This is a genomic window from Nonomuraea sp. NPDC050733, assembly GCF_040654215.1.
Taxonomy (GTDB): domain Bacteria; phylum Actinomycetota; class Actinomycetes; order Streptosporangiales; family Streptosporangiaceae; genus Nonomuraea.
This window is the reverse complement of record NZ_JBFAHO010000040.1, coordinates 47,412-63,114: the sequence shown is the minus strand read 5'-3', so window position 1 is coordinate 63,114 and position 15,703 is coordinate 47,412. Positions and strand designations below refer to the sequence as shown.

Below are 15,703 nucleotides of genomic sequence, written 5' to 3'. Positions count from 1 at the left end.
CAGGAGGAACCCCCCAGTGATTAAGATCCTCTTAGCAGCGATCATCGGCATCGCCGTGGCCGCCCTCGTCGCGACCGTCACGACGGTCTCCTTCACCGGCGCCACCGCGACGCCCGTGAACCAGCCGCTCTACAACTACGGCGACCGGTAGAAACCACCGCCATGCCGCCCTCCCGTCAAGGGGACGAGCGGGCGAGCCGACCACCACTGCTCGAGATCGTCATTCCCGCCTACAACGAGGAAGGGCGACTCCCCGGGGGGCTCCTGCAGCTGTGCGCGAAGCTTGCCCGCATGCCGTTCCCGACCGCCGTCATCGTGGTCGACAACAACAGCACGGACTCCACCGCGGAGATCGTCAGGACCTGGCCGCGGGGGAAGGTCCCGGTCCGGCTGACCCGGTGCGCGACCCCCGGCAAGGGGGCCGCCGTCCGCGCCGGCCTGCTTGAGACGCGCGCCCCGTTCGTGGGGTTCTGCGACGCGGACATGGCCACCGACCTGCGCGCCCTCGACGTCGCGTTCGGCCTGTTGCTCTCCGGTGAGCGGGTGGTCGTGGGCTCGCGAGCCCACGCCTTCTCCGACGTGGAGAACCGGCACAGCCGGGTCCGCGAGCTGGGCGCCGTCGGCTTCCGCTCGCTGGCCAGGGTGCTGGTGCGCGGGGTGAGCGACACCCAGTGCGGTTTCAAGTTCTTCGACGGCGCCCTCGTCCGCGAGGTCGCCCCGCGGCTGCGCACGCCCGGCTTCGCCTTCGACGTCGAGCTGCTCGCCCGGTGCGCGGAGAAGGGCGCGACCGTGCTGGAGATCCCCGTGCAGTGGCGCGACATGCCTGGGTCGCGGTTCTCACCGGCCCGGCACAGCGCCGGCATCCTGCTGGAGCTCGGCCGGATCTGGCTGACGCTCCACCTGGAGCCGCGCGCCTCCGCCGCGCCCGCCTGGGAGCCGCCGCTCGACCCCGTCGGATATCCGTGAACATCGCCGTCGTCAACTGGCGGGATCCATGGCACCCGGCCGCCGGTGGCGCCGAGACGTACGCGTGGGAGATGGCCCGCCGCCTCGCGGCGGCGGGCCACCGCGTTCACTTCGTGACCGCGCGCGCCGCCGGGCAGCTCGCCCGGGAGGAGATCGACGGGGTACGGCTGGTCCGCATGGGCGGTCCGTTCTCCGTCTATCCCCGGGTGCTGGCCTGGCTGCTGCCGCGCCGGTCGAGGTTCGACGTGGTGCTCGACTGCCAGAACGGCATCCCGTTCTTCACCCCGTGGGTGCTGCCCCGCCGCGCCACCGTGCTGTGCGTGGTCCACCACGTCCACGACCGGCAGTTCGGCGTGCACCTGCCGCGCTGGCTCGCCGCGGTCGGGCGCCTCCTGGAGGGGCCGGTCTCCCGGTGGACCTACCGCCGGCGTCAGAGCGTGGCCGTGTCACCGTCGACGGTGAGCGCCATGCGCGAGCGGCTCGGCTGGACCGGGCCCATCCACATCATCCCGAACGGCGTGAGCGTCAGCACGCCTGCGGGCATCCGTAAGAGCGCCACCCCCCGTCTCGTCTGCGTCGGCCGGCTCGTCGCGCACAAGCGCGTGGACCTGCTCCTCGACGCGGTGACCGAGCTGAGGGAGCGCTGGCCCGGCCTGACCGTGGACCTCGTCGGCCGGGGCCCCGAGGAGGCGCGCCTGCGCGCCCGGCTGCCGGAGGGCGTCACCATGCACGGATACCTGTCCGAAGCGGACAAGGAACGGCTCATCGCCTCAGCGTGGCTCCAGGTCAACGCCTCCCAGGGCGAGGGCTGGGGGCTGTGCGTACTGGAGGCCGCCGCGCTCGGCGTCCCGACCGTCGCCTTCGACGTGGACGGGCTGCGCGACGCCGTACGGCACGGCGAGACCGGCTGGCTGCTGCCCGAGGGCACCGACCTGGCCAAGGGCGTCGCCGCCGCGCTCGACGAGCTGGCCGGCGGCCGGAGCGACGGCTACGCGGCGCGGTGCCGCGCGTGGGCCGGCCGGTTCTCCTGGCAGAGCAGCGCCGAGCGCATGGCCGCGCTCATGCGCGGCAGCCCCGCGGGCGCTCCCCTGTGGACCGCCCCGGCGCCCCTGGGGGAGGAGCGATGGTGAGCGACAAGGCCCGGCACCGCCTGTGGCTGCTGCTCTGCTGCCTGGGCTTCGCGGTACTGTCGTTCACCACCAAGCCCGGCAGCGTCATCGGCGACACCAAGATCGACCTGGCGCTCAACCCGCTCGGCTGGCTGGAGCGCGCCGCCCACCTGTGGGACCTCCAGCACTTCGGCCAGCTCCAGAACCAGGCCGCCGGCTACCTCTTCCCGATGGGCCCCTTCTTCGCCCTCGGGAAGATCACAGGCGTCGAGCCGTGGGTGACCCAGCGGCTCTGGCTGACGCTGCTGCTCAGCGTGGCGTTCCTCGGCGTGGAGCGGCTGACCCGGCAGCTCGGCATCGGCACGCCCGGCACCCGGATCGCCGGCGCCCTGGCGTACGCGCTCGCGCCCCGCGCGCTGTCCATCCTCGGCGAGATCTCGATCGAGTGGCTGCCCGCCGCGATGCTCCCGTGGATCCTCATCCCGCTGCTCACCGCGTCGGAGACCGGGCAGCGGGCCCGGGGCGCGATCAGGTCCGGGCTGGCCGTGGCGCTGTGCGGCGGCGTGAACGCCGTCGCCGTGCTGGCCGTGCTCGTCGCCCCCGTCGTCTACATCCTGACCCGGCCCCGGCCGGTGCCGCGCTGGCGGATGCTCGGCTGGTGGACCGGCGCGGTCACCGTGGCCACGCTGTTCTGGTGGGCGCCGCTGCTGCTCGTCGGCCGGTACGCGTTCTCGTTCCTGCCGTACACCGAGACGGCGTCCACGACGACACAGGTCACGTCGCTGACGAACGTGCTGCGCGGCACCTCCGACTGGGTGCGCTTCCTGACCGTGAACGGGGTGGACCAGCAGCCGCCCGGCTACGCCATCGCCACCTCGGCCGCGATGGTCGTCGTCACCGGCGTGCTTGCCGCGCTCGGCCTGGCCGGCCTGGTGCGGCGCGACCTGCCCGCCAGGGGGTTCGTGGTCACGCTGTTCCTGGTCGGCGTCACCGCGCTGGTCGCCGGGCACACGAGCGCGCTGGAGCCGATCGTCGCCGAGCCGGTGCGGTGGCTGCTCGACGGACCGCTCGCGCCGCTGCGCAACCTGCGCAAGTTCGACCCGCTGGTGCGGCTGCCGATCGCGTTCGGCCTGGCCCACCTGCTCGCCGTCAGCTACCAGCGCGCCCGCGCCGCCGGCCCGGCCTCCCCACCCGCCGTGCCACCCGCCGCCCCATCCACCGCACCGGCCGCACCGTCGGCCGTGCCCGGTCCGTCGCCGGTCGCGCGCCTGCGGGCGAACATCCGCCTGCCGGTGCGCGTGGTCGCCCTGGTCGCCCTGGCCGGGCTCGTGCTGCCCGTCTTCAACCAGGGGCTCGCCATGCCCGGCGCGTTCAAGGAGGTGCCGCTCTACTGGCGGCAGGCGGCGACCTGGATCAACGAGAACGCCGGCGACGACGGCGTCCTCGTCGTCCCCGGCGCCAAGTTCGGCGAGTACCTGTGGGGCCGGCCGGTGGACGACCCCATGCAGCCGCTGTTCAAGGCCCGCTGGACCACCCGGCAGGTCACGGCCGCCGGCTCCGTCGGCCTGACCCGGCTGCTCGACGCCATCGACCAGCGCCTCACCTCCGGAGAGGGCTCGGCCGGGCTCACCGAGGTGCTGCGCCGGCTCGGCGTCCACTACCTGCTCGTCCGCAACGACCTCATGCGCGCCAACCTCCAGGGCGCCTGGCCGGCCCGCATCCAGGAGACGCTGCGCGAGTCGCCCGGCATCAGCCGCATCCGCTCGTTCGGCGGCGAGGTGGGCGACGGCTTCACCGACGACGCGGTCGACTCCGTCGACTGGCCCTCGCCGGCCCTGGAGCTGTACGAGGTGGCGGGCGGCTCCGAGCTGGTCGGCGTGGAGTCCGCGGGTGACGCGGTGCGCGTGCGCGGCGGCCCCGACTCGCTGCTGACGATGGGCGACCTCGGGCTGCTCGGCACCGGTCCGGTGCTGGTGAACGAGGACGCGAGCACGTACGAGGTGCCGACCGTGGTCAGCGACGCGCTGCGGCTGCGCGAGCGGCAGTTCGGCGAGATCCGTACGAACTGGACACCCACGCTGACCGCCGACCGGCGCGCCGACTTCACCGGCGTACGGGCGCTCGACCTGCTGGAGGACGGCTGGCTGGAGGAGACCGCGACCGCCGAGTACGACGGCATCTCGTCGATCACCGCCTCCTCCTCGGTGGCCGACGCCGACGCCATCTCCGGCCTCAGCACCCCCGGCCGGGGCCCGTGGGCCGCCATGGACGGCGACTACGAGACCGGCTGGGAGAGCGGCGGCTGGCACCGGCCGCAGGGCGAGTGGCTGCGCGTCGACCTGCCCCAGCCCCGCGAGATCCCGAGCCTCAAGGTGACCTTCACCAACAACGTGCTGCTCGGCCAGTCGATCAGGCGGGTGGCCGTGGAGACCGAGGGCGGCCGGCTGGTCCAGGACGTGCGGCAGACGAACGAGCCGCAGACGCTGCGCGCCCCGCCCGGGACGACGACCTGGCTGCGGATCACGATCCTCGCGACGTACAACAGCGACTGGAGCTTCGTGCAGCGGGTCGGCATCACCGAGATGACGATCCCCGGCGTGCTGCCGGGCCGCACGATCAGGCTGCCCGGCGAGAGCGGCGACGCGTACGTGATGGACCGCGGGCTCGACGCGCGCCCGGAGTGCATGCGCAACCGCGACCGGTGGGTCTGCAACCCGCTGCTCGCCCGGCCGGGGGAGGAGGGCGCCGGGTTCGACCGAACCTTCTCGGCCGAGCGCAAGCACTCCGCCACCGTCCAGGGCACCGCCGTCCTGCGCGACTCCGGGCTCGCCGACCGCTACAGCCGCCTCAGCGGCGACCTCACCCGCGTCCAGGGCACCTCGCAGGTCAGCAAGGACCCCGTGGTCGCGCCGAGGTCCGCGTTCGACGCCGACGCCGCGACCACGTGGGTGCCCTCGCCCAACGACGCCGAGCCCACGCTCACGCTGCGCTGGAACGGGAAGCGCACGATCTCCCGCCTCCAGGTCGCCCGGCCCGGCGGCGACAAACAGCCGCTCGACATGGTCGTCGTCGGCGACAAGGGCGTGGTCCGCAGCGGGCGCGTGGACGCGGGCGGCGTCCTGAAGGTCAAGCCGCTCACCACGACCCAGCTCAAGCTGCGCTTCTTCCCCGTGTCGCGGCGTCTCCAGGTGACCGAGCTGATCATCCCCGGCGTCACCCCGGCCAGCCGGCCGCAGGGCATCCCGTTCCGGCTGCCCTGCGGCCAGGGCCCCGAGCTGCGGGTGAACGGCAAGGTGATCCAGACCCGCGTCACCGGCACCTACGCCGACCTGCTCGAACAGCGGCCCGTCCGGTTCACCGGCTGCGCGAAGGCGGCGCTGTCGGCGGGCGACAACCGGGTCCGGGCCGCCGGCTGGGACCCGTTCGCGGTCAACGACCTGGTGATCGGCTCGCTGCCCGAGCAGCCGCTCCAGGTCGAGGGCGCCGCGGCCCCCGGCACCTGGACGCAGTCGGAGCGCGAGGTGCGGGTGACGGCGCCCAAGGACTCGTTCCTGGTCGTCAACGAGAACTACAACGCCGGCTGGCGGGCGAGCCTCGACGGCCAGACACTGCGGCCGGTCCGCATCGACGGCTGGAAGCAGGCGTGGGAGCTGCCCGCCGGCACCTCGGGGACCGTGCGGCTGGAGTACGGGCCCGACCGGGCGTACTGGCTGGCGCTCGCGCTCGGCCTGGGCGGCATCGCCGTGCTCGCGCTGCTCGCCCTGGTGATGCGCGGCCCGCGCCCCGAGCACGTGCTGGAGACCGCCGCGGCCGCGCGCTCGCGGCTGTCCGGCTGGCGCATGCCGTACGCGGTCGCGGCGGGGCTGGCGTTCGGCGCCTGGGTGTCGGGCTGGGCCGGCATGCTCGTGGTCCTCGCCGCGGTCGTCGCGGTCCTCTGGGCCCCGGCACGGCGGGCGCTGCCGAGGTGGCTGGCCCCGCACTGGGCGGCGGCGCTGCTGTTCTCCCTGGCGACGGCGTCGCTGGCCGCGGCGATGGCGCTGCGCGACTACGGCGCCGACGTGGACGTGCTCGCCGACCACGTGCCGCAGCTCGTGGCCTGCGCGGCCATGGGCGTGCTGTTCGGCCGGCTCGTCAGCGAACCGGCTCCGCCTGACGCTCCGCCGGAGCTTCCGGCGGAGGAGCCGATGCTGACGGGCGCCCGGTCAGCTTGAGCGCCCGCTCCTCGATGAGGTGGTAGCTGGCCACACTCACGAGGAGCGAGCCGACGAACGTCAGGATGGCCACCTTGACGAAGTCGCCGCTGAACGGCTGGCTGTCGGTCACCTTGTAGTACAGGGTGATGACCGGCGCGTGCCAGAGGAAGAAGCTGTAGGAGATCCGGCCCAGGTACGCGGTGACCGGGTTGCCGAGCACGCGGTGCCGGAGCGAGTCGCGCCGGGCCGCCAGCGCGAACGGCGCGACGACCAGCACGGCCACCGTGGCCTCCAGGGTCATCCGCCAGAGCGACTGCGACAGGCTCGGCAGGTCGAGCGTGCGCGGGCCGGCCACCTCGGTGCTCAGCACCACGTACAGGAGCAGCGCGAGGACGAGGAGCTGCGGCGCGAGCGCGTCCACGACCCGGCTCTCCCTGATCCACACCGAGAGCACGGCCATGGCCATGCCGGCGGCGAAGTAGATGAGGTGGTGCGGCAGCCACAGGGCGAGCTGCGGCTGGTCGAAGACGTGGGCCGCGACCGCGCTGCCGAAGGACACCAGCGGGAGCACGGCGATGCCGCCGAGCAGCCGCACGGGCCGGTTGCCGTGCCGCGCCCAGCGGTGCAGCAGCCAGGCCAGGGCCGGCAGCACCAGGTAGAAGGCCATCTCGATCGGCATCGTCCACATCTGGTAGAGGCCGTCGGGGGCGCGGGTCTGCTCGGTGTAGTTCTGCAGCAGGAGCAGCCACTTCGCCCAGCCGCCGAAGTCCAGGGAGCTCCACGCGAGCAGGGCGAGGGTCGTCACCACCCAGTACGCGGGCATGACGCGTACCACGCGCCGCCACAGGTAGCCGCCGGCGCCGGGCGCGGGAGTGTCCTCCAGCACGGCGCGGGCCCACGGCCGGTACAGGAGCAGGCCGGACAGCAGGAAGAAGATCGGGACCGCGATGCCCAGCCGGGTCGTCATCCAGGCGAGCATGCCGTCGCGGTACATGACGCCGGTGTTGCCGGCCACGTGCAGCACCCACACGCCGAGGGCGGCCAGCGCGCGGATGCCGTCGAGCGCGGTGTCGCGCCGGGCGGGGGCGTCCAGGGGCGCCACACGCAGCTCTCCGGGCGGGCCCGGAGGCTGTCCCTCCTCGGCCGCCGGGGTGGCGGTCCGCGCGGCGGGTGGGGCCTCTCCGGCGCTCGGGGCGGCGGGTGTCGTTACGGGCGCTTTCTCAGGACCAGGACCAGATTCCACGTGGCGAACTCCCTGACGATCGGGACCTTGAGCATCGGGCGGTACCACCAGGGCAGGTAGCGGGGGAACGCGTCGACGAGCTCGACCCGCCGGTCGCCGCGGGCCCAGCGCAGGCCGTGGGCGACGGAGACGGGGTAGAGGCTCCGGCCAAAGTGGTTTTTGGGCGGCTTGCCGTACTTTTCCTGATATTTCCGGGCGGCGCGGTGGCCGCCCAGGTAGTGCCAGGGCGAGGTCTCGTGACCGCCCCACGGGGAGAGCCAGTTGGTGTAGGCGAGGAAGACCAGCCCGCCGGGCCGGGTCACCCGGACCATCTCGGAGGCCATCCGCCACGGCTGCGGCACGTGCTCCAGCACGTTGGAGGAGAAGCAGACGTCCACCGAGGAGGTGCGCAGCGGCAGGTCGAGCGCGCTGCCGAGGACGCCGCCGCTGGGCGCGCCCTGGCCGGCCAGCTCGCCCGCGTCCACGTCCACGCAGACGCAGCGGGCGCCGTGGCCGCGGAACTCCGAGGCGAAGAAGCCCGGACCGCCGCCCACGTCCAGCACCAGCCGGTCGCGCAGGTCCACGTACCGGAGCAGGAGCCCGGCCGTGTCGGCCGCGAGCGTGGTGTAGTAGCCCTGCTGGTCGCCCTGCTCGGTGCGGAACGCCCGGAAGAGCCGGATGGACCGCGCCAAGTCGGTGCGCATGGGCATATTTGCCGCTTTCATAGGGAGAACCACGATAGAACCTGTTTCTATCAATTTGATTGCGGCTCCGTACCGGCCAGTGACGCATGTCACTCACTGTCATACTTTGATGCCGGATGTTTCGGCAAGATGACAACAGGTTCTAGGATCGCGGAGGCCTTTGATGGGTCGTATCTCCACGCTCGTCCTCATCGGGGTCGGTGCCTTCTTCATCGCCCTCGCTCCCCTCATGAAGTTCTGGGCGGCGGGGAAGATCATTTCCGCCCCGGCGAACCAGTGGGGTGTCACGCGGCTGGAGGCCAAGGGCGCCCAGTACTTCTCCACCCAGGACCTCAAGGTGCTCACGGCCGACCTCGACGTCATCGTCACCACGCGCGGCGACGTGAAGGAGGCCGACTCCGACCGGGTCGTCTGGGACGAGGCCACCGTCGTCAACGACGTCACCAACCACCGGCCGCAGATCGTCATCAGCGACCGGCGCAGCGCCTTCGACAAGTACACCGGCGTGGGCATGAACTGCTGCGGCGTCAACATCAGCAAGGCCCCGGTGACGCTGGAGGGCCAGATCTACAAGTTCCCGTTCGACACGGAGAAGAAGACCTACCGGGCCTTCAACTCCACCGCGGGCAAGGCGTTCGACGCCCAGTTCGTCCGCGAGGACACCGTCGACGGCCTGCCCGTCTACGTCTTCGAGCAGACCGTGCCGCCGACCAAGACCGAGACCCGCAGCGCCCCCGCCAACGTGCTCGGCATGACCGGCACCGCGATGGTGCAGGTGGACCGCTGGTACGACGGCAAGGTGACGTACTACGTCGAGCCCACCACCGGCAGCCCGGTCAGGCAGGACCAGCAGCGGCACGAGGTGCTCAAGACCCAGGACGGAGTCGAGCGCTCGCCCGCCTTCGTCGCGGACGTCAAGATGACCGACCGCACGGTCGGCGACCTGGTCGCGCAGGCCAAGGACGCCAAGTCGAAGATGAACCTGCTGCGGAACATCATCCCGCTGGTGCTGCTCATCGTGGGCGTCGCGCTGGTGGGAGCAGGCATCCTGCTCGGCCGCCGCTCTCCCGAGGCCGGCGCCTGACCTGCCTCCCGAAAAGGCCCGCGCCGGCGGCGCGGGCCTTTTGTCATCCGGCCTCCGAACCGGCCGTCCCCGGTCACCGTCACGACGTGTTACTAGAACGCGTTCCCACTCGATGTTACTGGCCGGTACCGACAAAAGGTTCTAGAGTAGAACGCGTTGCAGTTGGCCGTTATGCGGTCGTATTGTCGGGCCATGCGGACACGTGTAACGGACATGTTCGGAATCGAGCTGCCCATCTTCGCGTTCAGCCACTGCCGGGACGTCGTCGCCGCGGTTAGCCGCGCCGGCGGGATGGGCGTCCTCGGCGCCCTCTACTTCACTCCCGAAGAGCTCGAGATGGAGCTCAAGTGGATCGACGACCACGTCGACGGCAAGCCGTACGGGGTGGACGTCGTCATGCCGGCTTCCTACGAGGGGGCCGACTTCCCGGCTGAGGAGCTGGTCGGCCGGCTCCAGTCGATGATCCCCGAAGGCCATCGGTCGTTCGTGGAGAACCTGCTGTCCTCCCACGGGGTGCCGGCGCTGTCGGCCGACGCCGAGGCCGGCAAGGTGCTGCTCGGCTGGACCGACGCCACCGCCCGGCCGCAGGTCGAGGTCGCGCTGCGGCACCCGATCGCCCTGCTGGCCAACGCCCTCGGCCCGCCCCCGGCCGACGTGGTCGAGCTCGCCCACTCCCACGGCGTCAAGGTCGCCGCGCTCGCCTCCACCCCGCGCCACGCGCTCAAGCAGGTCGAGGTCGGAGTGGACGTGGTGGTCGCGCAGGGCACCGAGGCCGGCGGCCACACGGGCGAGATCTCCACCATGGTGCTGATCCCGCAGGTCGTGGACGCGGTGGACGTGCCGGTGCTGGCCGCGGGCGGGATCGGCAACGGCCGGCAGATGGCCGCGGGCATGGCGCTGGGCGCCGAGGGCGTCTGGACCGGTTCGCTGTGGCTGACCGTCGAGGAGGCCGACACGCCCGAGATGGCCAAGCAGCGCATCCTCCAGGCCACCTCGCGCGACACGGTCCGCTCGCGGAGCTGGACGGGAAAGCCGGCCCGGCTGCTGAGGAACGAGTGGACCGACGCCTGGGAGTCGCAGGAGTCGCCGGGGACGCTGCCGATGCCGCTGCAGTTCATGCTGGTCTCGGACGCGCTGCGCCGGATCGGCCGCTCCGACGCCTCCGAGCTGGCCACCTTCCCGGCGGGCCAGGTCATCGGCCTGACCAACCAGGTCCGCTCCACCCGGGACGTCATGTACTCCCTGATGGAGGAGTACAGCGAGGCCCTGGAACGCCTGGACCGCATCACCGGGGACTGAAAGGTCACACGGGCACCACGGTCACGAGCCCTTCGAGGCCGATGAAGTCATCGGTGTTGCGGGTGTAGAGCGGTAGTCCCCGGCTCGACGCGATCGCCGCGATCATCAGGTCGACGCGCCGAGGTCGGGGATCCCGCTTGGCTTCGATGGTCAGGGCCACGAGACTGCCGTACCGTGCCGCCGCTTCCGCGTCGAAGACCAGCGGCTCGAAGTCCACCACCGCCGCCCCGAGCTTCTCGACACGAGCGGCACGAGCCGCCGCGGTCTTCCAGGCGATCCTCGCCGCCGAAGAACTCGTCGGCCTCCTGTCGCATCGCGATGTAGTCGACGGGTGGCAGCCTGCGATGCCTGGCGATGAGTTCCTCGGCGCTGAGGCGGCGCCGACGGGGCAGCGGCCGCAGTTCGGCCACCTCGACGCCGTTGCGAGTGATGCGGAAGATCTCGCCCGCCTCCACCTGGTCCATGACGGAGGCGGGGTCGTTGCGGAACTCGCGTTGGGTGATGACCTTCATGGAAACTAGTGTGGCTCGGTGTAGCAGGTGGGGCTACACCGCTTCACCGGCCCTCGTAGGTGGCCGGGCGCTTCTCCTTGAAGGCTCGGGTGCCCTCGCGTGCGTCGGCGGAGCCGATCACCGGCCAGCCCAGGTCGTCCGACACCTTCAGCGCCTCCGCCTCCGGCATGCCGAGCGTGTCCCGGTACGTGCGCAGGATGGCCTGGACGGCCAGCGGACCGGAGGCGGCGACGTCGGCCGCGACCTCCAGGGCCGTCTCCAGCGCCCGCCCGTCCGGGACCACCCGGTTGACCAGGCCCATCGACAGCGCCTCGGCGGCCGTCACCGCCCGCCCCGTGAGCAGCAGGTCCATGGCGTGGCAGTACGGGATCTGGCGCGGCAGCCGCACCGCGCTGCCGCCCATGGGGAACAGCGCCCGCTTGGCCTCGAACAGCCCCAGCGTGGCCGACTCGGCGACGATCCGCAGGTCCGTGCCGACCAGCAGCTCGGTCCCGCCGGCCACCGCGTACCCCTCGACGGCGCAGACGATCGGCTTGGTCGGCAGCTCCTCGCGCAGGAGGCCCTTCCAGTGGAAGTTGGGGATGCGCGCGGCCCGCGCCTGCACGTCGGGGTCCGTGGACGGCGTGCCCATCGCCTTGAGGTCCGCGCCCGCGCAGAACGTGCCCTCGGCGCCGGTCAGGACCGCGACGCGGACCCCCGTCTCCTCCGACACGTACGCCCACGCGGAGGCGAGGCCGACCAGCATGTCCGAGGAGAGCGCGTTGCGGGCCTCGGGGCGGTTCATGGTGACGACCACGACGTGGCCGTCGCGTTCGACACGGCAGTGCGGGGTGCTGATCGGCAGGAGCTCCACGGACGCCTCCAGGGTGCTTGTATCAAGCGCTTGGTAGGCAGTGATCCTACCCCGGCGCGGCCCGTCCGACGACGACCTCCGTCTGCCGCCGTCGTCCTACGATCAAGCGCTTGCTCTGCTCTCTCCGGCCGGGTTACGCTGCCCTGGCAAACGAGAACAAGTTCTCGTTTCCGCCTGGCAGGCCGGAGTCCTGTGGCGATCCTCCGGGCACCCGGCGCCTCGACCACTGACGAGGAGTACCCATGGGCACGCTCGGATTCTGGAGGCTGGCGCAGGCGGATCCCGGCTGGATCGCAGCCGTCGACCCCGACGGCACGGAGCACCGCGCGGGCGACCTGCTCGCCCGCGCCAACCGCCTCGTCCACGGCCTGCGCGAGCTGGGACTGCGGCCCGGCGACGGCATCTGCGGCCTGGTGCCCAACGGCGCCGACGGGCTCGTCCTCTACCTGGCGGCGCTCCAGGCCGGCTGGTACTACACGCCCGTCAACTGGCACCTGACCGGCCCCGAGATCGCCTACATCGTCGCCGACAGCGAGGCCAAGGCGTTCTTCGTGCACACCCGCTACGCCACCGAGGGCGTCCGAGGCGCCGAGGCCATCGCCCCCGAGCGGCGCTTCGCCCTGCCCGAAGGGGAGACCGTCCCCGGCTTCCGGCCGTTGACGGACCTGATCGGGGGACAGCCGGACACCCTGCCCGCCGACCGCACGGCCGGGCTCACCATGCACTACACCTCCGGCACCACCGGCAAGCCGAAGGGCGTGCGGCGGCCGCTCACCGGGCTCGACCCCGACGACGCCGCCGAGATGATGACGTTCCTGCTCGGCCTGTTCGGCATCACGGCGGGCCGGCCGAACGCGCACCTGGTCACCTCACCGAACTACCACACGGCCGTCACCCAGTTCGGCGGCACGGCCCTGCACATGGGCCACACCCTCGTCTACATGGACAAGTGGGACGCCGAGGAGACGCTGCGGCTCTGCGAGCGCCACCGGATCACCAACTCCCACATGGTCCCGACCCACTTCAAGCGGATGCTCGCGCTGCCCGAGGAGACCCGGCGCCGCTACGACCTGTCCTCCCTGAAGTGGATGATCCACGCCGCCGCCCCCTGCCCGGTCCCGGTGAAGCAGGACATGTTCGCGTGGTGGGGCGACTGCATCTACGAGTACTACGCGGCCACCGAGGGCGGCGGCACCCTGGCCACGCCCGAGGGCTGGAAGTCGCACCCGGGCACCGTCGGCAAGGCGTGGCCCATCAGCGAGCTGCTCATCGTGGACGACGACGGCAAGCCCGTACCGACCGGCACCCCCGGCACGATCTACATGAAGATGATGGGCGCGCGCTTCGAGTACAAGGGCGACCCGGCCAAGACCGAGGAGAGCCGGCTCCAGGACTACTTCACCGTCGGCGACGTCGGCTACCTGGACGACGACGGCTACCTCTACCTGTGCGACCGCAAGTCCGACCTGATCATCTCCGGCGGGGCCAACATCTACCCGGCCGAGATCGAGAACGAGCTGATGATCCACCCCAAGGTGGCCGACGTGGCCGTCTTCGGCATCCCGGACGAGGAGTGGGGCGAGCAGATCAAGGCCGTCATCGAGCCCGCGCCCGGAGCCGTACCAGGCCCGGAGCTGGCCGCCGAGATCCTCGGCTCGCTGGAGGGACGGCTGGCCCGGATGAAGTGGCCCAGGTCGATCGACTTCATCGAGGAGATGCCTCGCGAGCCCAACGGCAAGCTGCTGAAGCGCAAGCTCCGCGCGCCGTACTGGGAGGGGCGCGACCGCGCCATCTGAGGGCGCCATCCGAGCATGATCCGACAACACAGAGCGGAGGGCGTGTGGAGACGAGCGAGCCGCTGGTCGCCCGGCATGTGCTGGAGTTCCCCGGCGGGTACACACGGACCACGGGGCCGGTGATCGGGCGCTTCCTCACGGAGCTGCGCGCCGGCCGGATCGTCGGGGTCAGGACCGCCGAGGGCCGGGTGCTGGTGCCGCCCCTGGAGTACGACCCGGCGACCGGCGACCCCGTCGCGGACGAGTACGTCGAGGTGGGCCCGGCCGGCACGGTGACGGCCTCGGCCTGGATCCAGGAGCCCCGGCCCGAGCACCCGCTCGACCGGCCGTTCGCCTGGGCGCTGATCAGGCTGGACGGCGCCGACACCGCGCTCGTCCACGCCGTGGACGCCGGCAACCCGAAGGCGCTGTCCCCCGGCACCCGCGTGTGGCCGGTCTGGCGGCAGGAGCGCACCGGCCACATCACCGACATCTCCCACTTCGCACCGGAGGTGTCCCGGATCGTCTCGCCGGTCCGCCCCGAGTACCGCATCCAGGCCGGTGGCGCGCTGCGGGTCTTCCTCGAAGGCGTCCGGCGCGGCGTCTTCCTCGGCGGCCGGTGCGCCACCTGCGAGAAGGTGTACGTGCCGTTCCGCGCCTCCTGCCCCGAGTGCGGCACCCGCATCGAGGAGCGGGTCGAGTTGCCCGACACCGGCACCATCACCACGTTCGCCATCAACAACCTGCCCGACCCGCGGGCCCCCGAGGTGCCGTTCGTCTCGGCGTACATCCTGCTCGACGGCGCGGACATCCCCATGATCGCGCTCGTCGGCGGCGTGCCCGCGCACGAGGTGCGCCAGGGCATGCGGGTCCGCGCCGAATGGGTCCCGGAGAGCGAGCGGACGCTGTCCATGGCGAACGTCCGGTGGTTCACCCCCACCGGCGAGGAAGACGCGGAGTTGTCATGAGAGACGTGGCCATCGTCGCCTTCGCTCAGACCCGGCACACCGAGCACGACACCGGCATGTCGGAGCCCGAGCTCATCCTGCCGGTCATCGAGGAGGTCAAGGAGCGGACCGGGCTCAGGAGGTTCGGCTTCACCTGCTCCGGGAGCTGCGACTACCTCGCGGGCGCGCCGTTCTCGTTCGTCTCCGCGCTCGACGCGCTCGGGGCCTGGCCGCCCATCTCCGAGAGCCACGTCGAGATGGACGGCGCCTGGGCGCTGTACGAGGCGTGGGTGCGGCTCCAGCACGGCGACGTCGACACCGCGCTGGTGTACGGCTTCGGCAAGTCCTCGCTCGGCGACCTGCGCTCGATCATGACGCTCCAGCTCGACCCGTACTACCTCGCGCCGCTCGGCCTCGACCAGGTGTCCTTCGCCGCGCTCCAGGCCGCCGCCGTCGACGCGGACCGGGCGGAGCTCGACGCGATCGTCCGGCGCAGCCGCGCCGCCGGACGGGACAACCCGTACGCGCCGGACCTGCCGGAGGAGCTCCCCGGCGAGACGGCCGTCGAGCCGCTGAGGGCCTGCGACATCGCGCCCGTCACGGACGGCGCGGCGGCGGTGGTGCTGGCGGCCGGCGACGCCGTCGCGGACCTGTGCTCCCGGCCCGCCTACATCAGAGGCATCGCGCATCGCATCGAGCCTCACTACCTGGGCATGCGCGACCTCACCCGGTCGGCCTCCGCGGCCGACGCCGCACGAGCCGCGGGGGTCGGCAAGGGCCCCGTCGAGGTGGCCGAGCTGCACACCCAGTTCGCCCACGAGGAGATCATCCTGCGCCGGGCCCTGGAGCTGCCCGCCGACACGGTGGTCAACCCGTCCGGCGGCCCGCTGGCGGCAAACCCCGTCATGGCCGCCGGGCTCATCCGCATCGGCGAGGCGGCAGGGCGCATCCACGACGGCACCGCGTCGCGCACGGTCGGCCACGCCGCCGGCGGCCCCTGCCTGCAGCACAACCTCGTCACGGTCCTGGAGGCATGAAG

13 protein-coding genes and 1 pseudogene are annotated in these 15,703 nt (G+C 72.2%); 9 read left to right on the top strand and 5 right to left on the bottom strand.

All coding sequences use genetic code 11. The features are described from left to right. Positions 1 to 16 precede the first annotated feature (16 nt). From AB0H64_RS37285 to AB0H64_RS37270, 4 genes are read left to right on the top strand one after another with little or no spacing between them, the layout of a single operon-like run. Positions 17 to 151, top strand: coding sequence for a hypothetical protein (locus tag AB0H64_RS37285; RefSeq protein ID WP_268959883.1), 135 nt, complete (start codon positions 17 to 19; stop codon positions 149 to 151). 11 nt (positions 152 to 162) lie between these two features. Then, positions 163 to 966 carry a glycosyltransferase gene (locus tag AB0H64_RS37280; RefSeq protein WP_357634382.1) on the top strand — a complete coding sequence of 268 codons (804 nt, stop codon included), beginning with the start codon at positions 163 to 165 and terminating at the stop codon, positions 964 to 966. Next, positions 963 to 2,096, top strand: coding sequence for a glycosyltransferase family 4 protein (locus tag AB0H64_RS37275; RefSeq protein WP_357634379.1), 1,134 nt, complete (start codon positions 963 to 965; stop codon positions 2,094 to 2,096). The genes AB0H64_RS37280 and AB0H64_RS37275 overlap by 4 nt, the downstream gene beginning before the upstream one ends. Continuing rightward, the gene (locus tag AB0H64_RS37270) at positions 2,090 to 6,286 is read left to right on the top strand and encodes an alpha-(1->3)-arabinofuranosyltransferase family protein (protein WP_357634376.1); all 4,197 of its coding nucleotides are present in this window, start codon (positions 2,090 to 2,092) and stop codon (positions 6,284 to 6,286) included. Before AB0H64_RS37275 ends, AB0H64_RS37270 begins: the two co-directional genes overlap by 7 nt. Here the strand turns inward: AB0H64_RS37270 and AB0H64_RS37265 are convergent. After that, complete coding sequence (locus tag AB0H64_RS37265) at positions 6,207 to 7,370, bottom strand: acyltransferase (RefSeq protein ID WP_357634373.1); 1,164 nt, start codon at positions 7,368 to 7,370, stop codon at positions 6,207 to 6,209. The genes AB0H64_RS37270 and AB0H64_RS37265 overlap by 80 nt on opposite strands. A gap of 104 nt (positions 7,371 to 7,474) precedes the next feature. Next, complete coding sequence (locus AB0H64_RS37260; RefSeq protein ID WP_357634416.1) at positions 7,475 to 8,200, bottom strand: class I SAM-dependent methyltransferase; 726 nt, start codon at positions 8,198 to 8,200, stop codon at positions 7,475 to 7,477. Between the two features lie 157 nt (positions 8,201 to 8,357). Here AB0H64_RS37260 and AB0H64_RS37255 point away from each other — a divergent pair, with 157 nt between their 5' ends. Continuing rightward, entirely contained in the window at positions 8,358 to 9,278 is a 921-nt protein-coding gene (locus tag AB0H64_RS37255; protein ID WP_357634370.1) for a DUF3068 domain-containing protein, read from the top strand. Between the two features lie 192 nt (positions 9,279 to 9,470). Then, positions 9,471 to 10,577 (top strand): nitronate monooxygenase family protein, encoded by a 1,107-nt coding sequence (locus tag AB0H64_RS37250; RefSeq protein ID WP_310715669.1) that lies wholly within the window; start codon positions 9,471 to 9,473, stop codon positions 10,575 to 10,577. A gap of 4 nt (positions 10,578 to 10,581) precedes the next feature. Here AB0H64_RS37250 and AB0H64_RS37245 read toward each other — a convergent pair whose 3' ends face one another. The 3 genes and pseudogenes from AB0H64_RS37245 to AB0H64_RS37235 form a co-directional block, all read right to left on the bottom strand. Then, a complete protein-coding gene (locus AB0H64_RS37245) occupies positions 10,582 to 10,797 on the bottom strand; it encodes a hypothetical protein (protein WP_357634418.1) in 216 nt (71 codons plus the stop codon). A gap of 142 nt (positions 10,798 to 10,939) precedes the next feature. Beyond that, a pseudogene (locus tag AB0H64_RS37240) lies at positions 10,940 to 11,089 on the bottom strand (type II toxin-antitoxin system prevent-host-death family antitoxin); the annotation flags it as partial. 43 nt (positions 11,090 to 11,132) lie between these two features. Then, on the bottom strand, positions 11,133 to 11,942 hold the full coding sequence (locus tag AB0H64_RS37235; protein WP_310715666.1) for a crotonase/enoyl-CoA hydratase family protein: 810 nt from the start codon (positions 11,940 to 11,942) through the stop codon (positions 11,133 to 11,135). 242 nt (positions 11,943 to 12,184) lie between these two features. Between AB0H64_RS37235 and AB0H64_RS37230 the strand changes: the two genes are divergently transcribed. The 3 genes from AB0H64_RS37230 to AB0H64_RS37220 are packed head-to-tail and all read left to right on the top strand — an operon-like array spanning position 12,185 to position 15,701. Then, positions 12,185 to 13,738, top strand: a complete 1,554-nt coding sequence (locus tag AB0H64_RS37230; RefSeq protein ID WP_357634367.1) for an acyl-CoA synthetase — start codon at positions 12,185 to 12,187, stop codon at positions 13,736 to 13,738. 44 nt (positions 13,739 to 13,782) lie between these two features. Then, positions 13,783 to 14,685, top strand: a complete 903-nt coding sequence (locus AB0H64_RS37225) for an OB-fold domain-containing protein (RefSeq protein ID WP_357634364.1) — start codon at positions 13,783 to 13,785, stop codon at positions 14,683 to 14,685. Continuing rightward, on the top strand, positions 14,682 to 15,701 hold the full coding sequence (locus AB0H64_RS37220) for a lipid-transfer protein (RefSeq protein WP_357634361.1): 1,020 nt from the start codon (positions 14,682 to 14,684) through the stop codon (positions 15,699 to 15,701). Before AB0H64_RS37225 ends, AB0H64_RS37220 begins: the two co-directional genes overlap by 4 nt. Positions 15,702 to 15,703 lie beyond the last annotated feature (2 nt).